Source organism: Microcoleus sp. M2_D5, from assembly GCF_036701935.1.
Classification (GTDB): domain Bacteria; phylum Cyanobacteriota; class Cyanobacteriia; order Cyanobacteriales; family Microcoleaceae; genus Microcoleus.
The window spans coordinates 23507-33141 of sequence record NZ_JAUBRP010000072.1 but is presented as its reverse complement, the minus strand read 5'-3'; the positions used below and the strand labels follow the sequence as shown (position 1 = coordinate 33141).

The window sequence follows — 9635 nt, the reverse complement described above, 5'->3', positions numbered from 1 at the left end:
TCCACTCATGACGGGCTATAAGAGCCCATCCCACAATAACAATTAAAATTGTAAGTTATTTAATTCGCGATCCTAAGAGCGGATCGGGAAAGTGCGCGGTGCACACTCTACACAACTCATGTTGATTTTTTACTCAGCAAATTCTCGCAAAGCTGGAATTAAATACTGTGTCAAAGTAAAGGCATCTACTCCTAATTCCGTCCGTTCTTTAGCAGCCATGATTCCGGCTCGAGCGTGCCACCAAGCTGCTGTTGCAGCAACTGATTTGGGGGGGGATTTGCGGGCGATCGCACTTGCTAATAGTCCCCCTAACAAGCCTGTGAGAACGTCGCCGCTGCCCCCTCTGGCAAGGGCTGGGGTGCTTTCTGGATTGAGGTAGGTGGTGGTACGTGAAGCGTCGCTACCCTGTAGGGAATCGTCCTCATGCTTCCAACTTATGCACACTCTGGCTCCTTTGAGCAATACCGCTGCGCCGCAAAGCTGAGCTGCTGCTAGAGTTGCGGCAATTCTATCGTCGCCGGTTTCGTCGGCTAATTCGGGAAATAAACGCTTGAATTCGCCCGGGTGAGGCGTGATAATTGTCAGTGCTCGGCGTTCGGACAAAATCGGGACTGTGCCGAGTTGAGCGAGGATATTTAAACCGTCAGCATCTAACACCAGAGGTCGATCGCTCTCCAGTACAGATTCTACAGCTATTGCGGCTTCTAATGTCAGACCTGGGCCTGCGGCGATCGCATCATAAGAACTCAAATCAATTGCTACTGGCAACTCGCTAATTGCACCGCTTTGGGTTTCGGGACATCCTATAACTAATGCCTCTGGCAACTGACTGCTCAACATCGGTTTAATCGACTCAGGAACAGCAATTGACAGCATTCCGACACCGCTTGCTCTTGCTCCTAATGCTGCCAAAATTGCGGCTCCGCTGTAGCGGCGTGAACCTGCAATAATTAGTATGTTACCGTTGGTGTATTTGTGCGAAATTGGCGATCGGGGTAACGGCAAATGCTGAGTTGCCGATGCTTTTGTAATGCGTTGTATTGCTGGCGTTTCTCCCAATATTGCTGCAATATCTGCTGCGGGAATATCAAAATCAATTAATTCGGAACTCCCGATATATTCTAACGCTCTGTCTTGCAGAAATGCCATTTTCCACAATCCCAAACATAATGTATGTTTTGCCCTAATTGCCGTTCCCAAAACTTCTCCGGTATCTGTATGAATTCCCGATGGAACGTCTATACTGAAAACAGGTATATTTAAATTATTTATTTCGTCAATAGCTGCGGCCGTGGCGTTAGAAATTTCTCGTTCTAATCCAAATCCAAATAAACCATCTACTAGCAAATCGCAGGTTTTCAGGTTTTCAATTTTATCAACAAATGGAATATTTAAATAACGCGCATAATCAGCGTGACTTTTTGTGAGTTCTTTTAGTTTAGAAAACGGGCAGTAAATAACTACTTGGAATCCTTGAAAGTGCAATTCGCGGGCTACAACCAAAGCATCGCCGCCGTTGTGTCCCGGCCCAACCAATACGCCGATAACTGGCAATTGAAAATTAACAAGATTTTTCCCTTCTTGCCTTTTCCTTCTATCCGTTAAATCCCGTACACTGCTACTTGCTGAACTTCCTTCCGCTTTCAAAATCTCCTGAATGCGTCTAGCAATCAGTCCCGCGACTTTTTCCATTAAAGCTGCGACTGGCATTCCAGCAGCAAAAATTCGGGTTTCTATTTGCCGCATTTGGTCGGCGGTGACAACAAATTTTTGAATGGTCATATTAATGCTAAAATTTCAGCTAACAGCAGCAGTGGCCAATTGTAGTATGCTTGTGGTATAATAAATTAGCTCGATCGAACAAAGTAACAGTAAAATAGCAATTTCTCCCCAACCATGAACAAGATTGTTGTAGGCCTCTCCGGCGGGGTCGATAGTTCCGCAGCAGCCGCAATTTTACACCATCAGGGATATGAAGTGGTGGGTTTAACGCTGTGGTTGATGAAGGGCAAAGGCCAGTGCTGCTCTGAGGGAATGGTCGATGCAGCTAAAATTTGCGAAGATTTGGGCGTTCCCCACCACATTGTTGACAGCCGCGACGTCTTTCAGGCAAGTATTGTGGATTATTTGGTCGAGGGTTACAGCGCAGGAGTTACGCCTCTGCCTTGTTCGCAGTGCAATAAAACTGTGAAGTTCGGGCCAATGCTTAAGTATGCTCGCGAAGAACTCGGAATTGAAAAAATCGCTACAGGCCACTACGCTAGGATTACTTACGATGCTGCTACGGGTCGCTATCAGTTGCTGCGGGCGATCGACCCTGCGAAAGATCAGTCTTATTTCCTGTACGATCTAACACAGGATTTGTTGGCGGGTACGGAGTTTCCTTTGGGGGAAATTACCAAGACAGAAACTCGCAGAATCGCGGCGGAATTTGGCTTGACAACTGCTGATAAGCCTGAAAGTCAGGATTTGTGCTTGGTGGAAAGTAACGGTTCGATGCGGGCTTTTCTGGATAAGTACATTGCGCCGCAAAAGGGTGACATTGTGGACAAGTCAGGGCGGGTGCTCGGACAGCATGACGGCGTGCACCACTACACCATCGGCCAGCGGAAGGGACTCGGTATTGCTGCACCGGAACCGCTGTATGTGATTGAACTCGATGCTGCTGGCAATCGGGTAGTTGTGGGCGATCGACAGTTGGCAGTAGAATCTGAATGTACAGTCCAGAAAGTGAATTGGGTTTCGGTGGCTGCACCGACGGCTCCGATTCGGGCTCAGGTACAGATTCGATATCGATCGCAACCCGTCCCGGCTACAATTATTCCTGTAGAATCCTCCCAAGCAGAGGAAAAAGCCGGCGGTACAAGAGTTAAGTTGATTTTTGACGAACCGCAGTTGAGCATTACCCCCGGACAAGCCGCTGTTTGGTATGACGGCGATGTGCTGTTGGGCGGCGGCATCATCGAAAGAAACCAACTCCCAAATTAAAGCAAGGGGCCGGCTAGAAGCCCAACCCCTACTCCCCACAAGAAACCACCCACAAAAAAAACTCACTCTTTGTGGAACAGGCATCTTGCCTGTTCCCAGAAGTTCACAAGAAAATTCCCACAAAAAAACTCACTCTTTGTGGAACAGGCATCTTGCCTGTTCCCAGAAGCCCACAAGAAAATTCCCACAAGAAACTTCACTCTTTGTGGAACAGGCATCTTGCCTGTTTGTGATCCCCACCCACAAAAAAACTCACTCTTTGTGGAACAGGCATCTTGCCTGTTCCAAAAGTAAACTTATTTTTCATTTCACAGAGGTACATTTACCTAGCTAACTTTTTTTCCAAACGCAAGATATTTCCCCTAGCATTAGTACGGTAAACCCAAGTTTGGCGGCCGTCAGAAACCACAACCCGCCAACCTTCTACCATCATTTGACCGCAAATTTCATCCGCTTTCGCGAGTCCTAAACAAGTATTCGGCCAACTTTGTCCGCTTGATTCAGTTACTTTCAACTTGTCAGCAGCAATGCCAGTGGAATCCGACAACTCTCGGCGAACTGCTTCTGCTACGGTTGCGGGCAATTGCTTCGGGGGATTTTGGCGCGTACCCTCGGCCAAATTCCCCGGTTCGGAAGTGAGAGTATCGAGTGCCAATACCGAATAGCTGATGTTTTGGGGCACTGCGGCTGAGGAAAATTGCTGCGCGGTTTGCTGCTGTTGCCTTTCCAACTGGGCAAGGGAATCTTTGAGGGCGCCGGCGTTAGCCGCAGCGGTGTGTCTTAGCGCCGGATACATTTCCCATACCAGAATTCCTGTCAGCACCAAAGCCAAGATTACAGGATTGGGCTGCTTTTGGTCTCGGTTTTTATTTTTTTGAAATTTATTTTGGGAGATTCTTTTCATAATATGCCCTCTGCCTCACTTTACACAATGCGCGCTCCTGAACACTCAACTGCAGATACTTATTTAGACACTATTGCTGGTGCTATTGGTTCCTTTGTGCAGAACCGATTTGACTGCTGGTGCGTGGGGGGCAAGTATTTTCTACTCGCTGTCGGCAGTTGTGTTTCAGGAAACTTGCACTACCCAGTTATTACTTAATTTTTACTTTTTGTCTCCGGGTATTAAGAAAAATTTATGCTTAAGTAAATATTCTTAAAAACCTCTACTCCTGCCCCCGAATCTCAGTACAAATTACTATTCTTCGTTCCAAAACTGCTAAACGTGTTTTAGACTGGGGGAGGCGAGCTCAACCAAGGATATCACAGGGATGCCACAAAAATTGTTGCCACTGGACGAAAACGCATTAGAAATTAAATCAGCTAAGCTGTTCGGCATTTAAAAGAGGATAGTAGGGTGCGTCATTACAGAATTGTTTTTCGCATAAGCGCGTAAGTGTTCGCTCCTGACGCACCCGGAGCGGCCTCGTTACTGGTTTAAATGCTCCACAGCTTATCGCTGATTAATTATATTAGCATTCGGGTTTTCTAGAGCGATCGTCCCCGCAACTACTTTAGTAGCGATCGCTACTTTTTTAGTACAATATTCTTAAAATCTCTCGATTATGAACAGAAAATCTCTCGGAATCCATTTAATGAATCGGCTGAGCTATCCTCAAAAATTTACCTTAATTGGTTTTCTATTTGCAATACCGTTAACTTTGGTCATGTACCTGCTAATTTCCGAAATTAACAGCAGAGTTGATTTTGCCCAAAAAGAAATGTACGGAAATGAATACCTGCGGCGGCTGCGCCAGTTGAGGGAATATATACCGAAACTTCAACTCTTAAATTATCCGAATCAGAGGTCAAATCCTAGTTTAAGCAATTCAGAATTAAAAACAGATTTTGAAGCCAAGATAGACAATAAATTTAAAGCGATGGCTAATACAGATAGCCAGCTTGGAAACACATTAATTTCCAGCGAACAATTCAATAATATTTATCAAACTTGGCAAAACTTCAAACTTCGCCACAGCCAGTGGAGTTTAGAAACTTACGATTTTGTATATCAACGTTTAGCTACAGACATTGATAGACTGAGCGCTCGCGTCGGCGATACTTCTAATCTCATTTTAGACCCGGATCTAGATACTTATTATTTGATGGATGCTACTTTGCTGAAACTTCCAGAAATCCAAAAAATCTTGTCAGAGATTAGGCTTATTTCTCAAATAAACAACTTGCGTTCCGATGCCACACCTGAAGAAAGAGCGAAACTGATTACTTTAGCAGGCAAATTGAGAGAAATCAATCAGAATTTAGCTATCAATATGGAGGTAGGATTTAGCAATAATCCTCACGGGAATCTTATCCCGAAATTAAGGGAGAATTTGACCAACTTTAACTCGGTAGTAGAGCCGCTAACTGAGCAACTAGATAAACTGATTAATCCCGCAGCATTAGTGGAATATTCTACCTATATTGATGAAAGCGATCGAGTTCTGAATTCGAGTTTTGAACTGTGGGATGAAACTATCAAGGAATTAGACTTTCTCCTGCAAAAACGCATTGATAGTTTCGTTGCCAAGAAACGCATAATTTCTATTGTTGTGTTAATAACCTTAGCCATAGTTATTTATTTATTTGTAAGTTTTTATAGAAGCGTTATGCAAACTGTGTTTGTCCTTGACGAAGCTGCAAAAAAGATGGCAAGCGGCAATCTCGACCACAAAATTATTTTGGATAACAGAGATGAACTGGGGCAAGTTGTGGGTGCTTTTAACAAAATTGCCGGTGCCTTAGTTGGTGCAAATCAAGAAATTACTGTTCTCAACGATCGCCTAAAAGCTGAAAATATGCGAATGAGCGCCGAACTAGACGTTACTCGCAAGATTCAGCAGATGCTGCTGCCAAAAGACTTAGAACTCAATGAAGTTGTGGGGTTAGATATTGCGGGATTTATGGAAGCTGCTGAGGAAGTAGGGGGCGACTATTACGACGTACTCCAACACAAAGGTAGAGTGAAAATTGGCATTGGGGATGTGACGGGACACGGATTGGAGAGCGGTGTTTTAATGATTATGGTGCAAACGGCAGTAAGAACTTTGCTCGCCTACAATGAACCAGACCCAGTAAGATTTTTAACGGCTATTAACAGTGTAATTTATGATAACGTGCAGCGGATGAAATGCGACAAAAATGCTAGCCTTGCCTTGCTAGACTATGAGGAGGGGATGCTGAAGTTGAGCGGCCAGCACGAAGAAATGATTGTCGTGCGGTGTAACGGTTGTGTAGAGCGGTTTGATACAATTGATTTGGGTTTCCCGATCGGGCTCGATGTAGATATTGCTGAATTTGTTGCTGAGAAAATTGTGCATTTGCATTCAGGAGATGTGGTTGTGCTTTACACTGACGGGATTACGGAAGCTAAAAATATAGATAAACTGCTTTATGGTTTAGATAAGTTAATTGAGGTAATAAAGATTCATTGGCAGCGTTCGGCTGCCGAAATTAGGCAGGCTGTAATTAATGACGTGCGATCGCACATCGGCGAACAAAAAGTTTTTGACGACATCACATTGCTGGTACTCAAACAAAAATAACTATTTAGATATCCCTCCTAAAGTTTAAAATGTATTCAGCGAGCCCCCTCCTCTCAAACTTTAGCTCTCACATCGATATGACTCAGATTTTCGGAGATTTCATCGAGCAGCCCGCTAGCCAAGAATACTTAATAATTGGATTCTCTCCGAGTTCGGTTCCTCTCAAGCAGCGGTGGCGGAACAACGGTTTGTCGGCTGATTTTCTGGCTGACTACCTGACGACTTTTTTTCCGGGCAATCAAGACGAACCCTCGACAATTGAAAGACAAGCTGAAATAAAAAGCGCTGTTAGCTACATTGCCAACGAGTTATTGGAAAATGCCATGAAGTTTAATGATGAAACCTCGGAGTACCCGATCGATATTAAACTGCAATTAGAGAGCGACGGAGTGATTTTCTCAGTGGCTAACAGCATTTCTCCGCAAGCTGTGGACAAGTTTCAGGCTTATATTCAGGAGTTGCTGGCCTCGGAGCCAAGCGAACTTTACATTCAGCGCTTGGAAAAAAATGCTGCTGACGACAACTGTACCAATTCTGGATTGGGTTTGTTGTCGATGCTCACCGATTATACCGCCAAACTTGGCTGGAAATTCCAGACCGTGCACAAAGACCCGGAAGTAATTGCGGTGACAACTATGGTGCAATTAACAGTTTGACATACCTCCTCGTCCTTTCATGAGCGAAGATTCCGTAACGCTTCACAGCAACGCGCTACCAAAGTAGTCTTACCGTTGCTCCACGTCCGTTTATAGTCTCCCCATGCCCGCTAGGCGACTATGTTTCGTTGTACTCAAGCAAAAAGCTTGGTGTCTTCAGGGTTCAGTTAAGCATTGCCCCTCCGAACTGTCAAGGTGCGCTCTTATCGTAGCTATTTCAACCCGTCTTGAGCCTGTAGACTTCTCTATTCTAGCTCAAAGCCCTCGTATAAGGACGGCGTTTTAGACCCATTTCTTTGATAAGCAACGCTAGCGATCGATAATATCTAAGGGACTTTTTTTTGTGGCTATGGAAATTAATACAGAAGATTATCAGATCTGTTACGATCCAGCAACGGCAACCGTGAGTTTTATTGGATCTCTAAGGCTGAGCGGGGTTGCTGAGTACGCGCCGATAGCGCAATTGCTGACGAAGGTTGCCGAGGTGGAACCGACGAAAATTACCCTCAATTTGCAGCAGTTAGAATTTTTGAACAGTTCTGGCATCAATATGCTATCGAAGTTTATTATCGATATCCGCAAAACAGCCAGAGTGCAAATCGCGGTACAAGGCTCTCAAGACATAGGTTGGCACGGTAAATCTTTGAGAAATTTCCAGCGCCTGATGCCAGGTTTGCAGTTGGAATTTATATAAAAACACGATTACTTTTAGGGTGCTATCTGTTGAGCAATTTTTTGTTAGTCGAGGCGCAAATTCTCGAGTTATGCTGGAAGAACAACCATCTAGAGAACAGCTACTTTTAGAGATAGAAAGATTGCGCCAGCAAGTGGAAGACTTGAAGGAGGAAAAAGCGGATCTGGAAATTTTGCTGGAAACTACTGCTGAACATTCCGATACGGTTGAAACTGAGTTGCGTTCTCGCGCATTTGAGGCGGTACGCGAAGGCGAAATCAAGCTGGCTAAATTTCTCGAAGCAATTCCGATAGGCGTGCTGGTGCTGGATTCTCAAGGCAAACCTTACTACGTAAATCACGCCGGACAGCAGTTACTCGGTCAACGAGTTTTGCCCTTAAATTCAGTGGAGGATTTGTCCGAAACTTATCAAATTTATATCGCGGGAACTGAGACTATTTACCCTTTCGAGAATTTGCCTATCGTCCGAGCTTTGAGGGGCGAAAACGCGACGGCTGAGGATCTGGAAATTCATCAACCCGACAAGAAAGTTCCCCTTGAGATTTGGGGAACGCCAATTTTTGACGAGGATCGCAAAGTTGCTTTTGCGATCGCAGTTTTTCAAGATGTCACGGAACGCAAAGAAGCTGAAGCAGATCGCCATTTATTTATTAAGAAATTATTTGACCTCAACCAAAATTTAGAAAAATCCCTGGATGCCGAATCAGACTTAACTGATGCCTACGGTAGATTTGTGCCGCACCAGTTTCTAAATTTGTTGGGATATGAAAGTATTATAGATGTCCATTTAGGCGACCAAGTGCAGCAGGAAATGTCGGTGCTATTTGCGGATATTCGCGATTTCACGACGCTTTCAGAAACTATGACTCCCCAAGAAAATTTTAAATTTATCAATGCTTACCTTTCGCGGATGGAGCCTGCGATTACTAGCAATAACGGGTTTATTGACAAATACATCGGCGATGCAATTATGGCTTTGTTTAGTGACTTTGCAGATGATGCAGTGAAAGCTGGTATTGCAATGCTAAATATCCTCAAAACTTACAACGAATACCGTCAAGGTGTCGGCTACGTCCCGATTCAAATTGGTATTGGCATCAATTCGGGTTCTTTGATGCTGGGGACAGTCGGGGGTAAAAACCGAATGGACAGCACTGTGATTAGCGATGCTGTTAATTTAGCATCTCGCATTGAAGGATTGACCAAAGATTACGGCGTACCTCTGTTAATTTCTCAGCAGACTTTGGAACGGTTGCGAAATCCCACAGATTATGCTATTAGAATTGTGGATAAAGTACAGGTAAAAGGAAAATCTCAATATGTCGTAGTATATGAGGTATTTGATGCAGATCCGCCGGAAAGTTTGTCGGCAAAGCTAGCAAATTTGTCAGTATATAATGAAGCTATGTTACTGTGCGATCGCAAGGAATTCCGAGAAGCGGGAAAATTATTTGAAGAGTGTTTGCGAACAAATCCCAGCGATCGTGTAGCTCGCATTTACCTGAAACGCTGTCGGGATTGGCGCTCGCTCCTCAAAGGAATTTAAAGCAGCTTAGTCTATTGTAGATTTAAGATTGACTTCATATAGCCATCCTCGCATCATTTGTGAATTTCGTACTTTCTCCCTGCGGGTTCGCGGAGGGTTGGGGTGGGATAAAAAATTTACGACTCCTGTAAGGATTGATATATATCTTGAGAGAGATGACAGACCTCCGTAGTCTATCAAAAGTGTAAAATATAAACAGCTTTATA

General features: G+C 44.4%; 7 protein-coding genes. 5 read left to right on the top strand and 2 right to left on the bottom strand.

The window, feature by feature from the left end:
- Positions 1-129: 129 nt before the first annotated feature.
- Entirely contained in the window at positions 130-1782 is a 1653-nt protein-coding gene (locus QUA50_RS23750; protein WP_333259618.1) for an NAD(P)H-hydrate dehydratase, read from the bottom strand.
- A gap of 114 nt (positions 1783-1896) precedes the next feature.
- On the opposite strand from QUA50_RS23750, the gene mnmA reads away from it, so the two are divergent.
- Positions 1897-2988: a tRNA 2-thiouridine(34) synthase MnmA gene (gene mnmA, locus QUA50_RS23745; protein ID WP_333259615.1), complete on the top strand. Its 1092-nt coding sequence runs from the start codon at positions 1897-1899 to the stop codon at positions 2986-2988.
- Positions 2989-3310: 322 nt separating this feature from the next.
- On the opposite strand, the gene QUA50_RS23740 is transcribed toward mnmA, so the two are convergent.
- Entirely contained in the window at positions 3311-3892 is a 582-nt protein-coding gene (locus tag QUA50_RS23740) for a hypothetical protein (protein WP_333259612.1), read from the bottom strand.
- A gap of 661 nt (positions 3893-4553) precedes the next feature.
- Here QUA50_RS23740 and QUA50_RS23735 point away from each other — a divergent pair.
- The 4 genes from QUA50_RS23735 to QUA50_RS23720 all read left to right on the top strand — a co-directional run bounded on the left by QUA50_RS23735 (position 4554) and on the right by QUA50_RS23720 (position 9429).
- On the top strand, positions 4554-6533 hold the full coding sequence (locus tag QUA50_RS23735) for a PP2C family protein-serine/threonine phosphatase (protein WP_333259610.1): 1980 nt from the start codon (positions 4554-4556) through the stop codon (positions 6531-6533).
- A gap of 77 nt (positions 6534-6610) precedes the next feature.
- Positions 6611-7189, top strand: a complete 579-nt coding sequence (locus tag QUA50_RS23730) for a DUF6272 family protein (protein ID WP_333259607.1) — start codon at positions 6611-6613, stop codon at positions 7187-7189.
- A gap of 349 nt (positions 7190-7538) precedes the next feature.
- Entirely contained in the window at positions 7539-7883 is a 345-nt protein-coding gene (locus QUA50_RS23725; RefSeq protein WP_333259849.1) for a slr1659 superfamily regulator, read from the top strand.
- 70 nt (positions 7884-7953) lie between these two features.
- Positions 7954-9429: an adenylate/guanylate cyclase domain-containing protein gene (locus tag QUA50_RS23720; protein WP_333259604.1), complete on the top strand. Its 1476-nt coding sequence runs from the start codon at positions 7954-7956 to the stop codon at positions 9427-9429.
- Positions 9430-9635 lie beyond the last annotated feature (206 nt).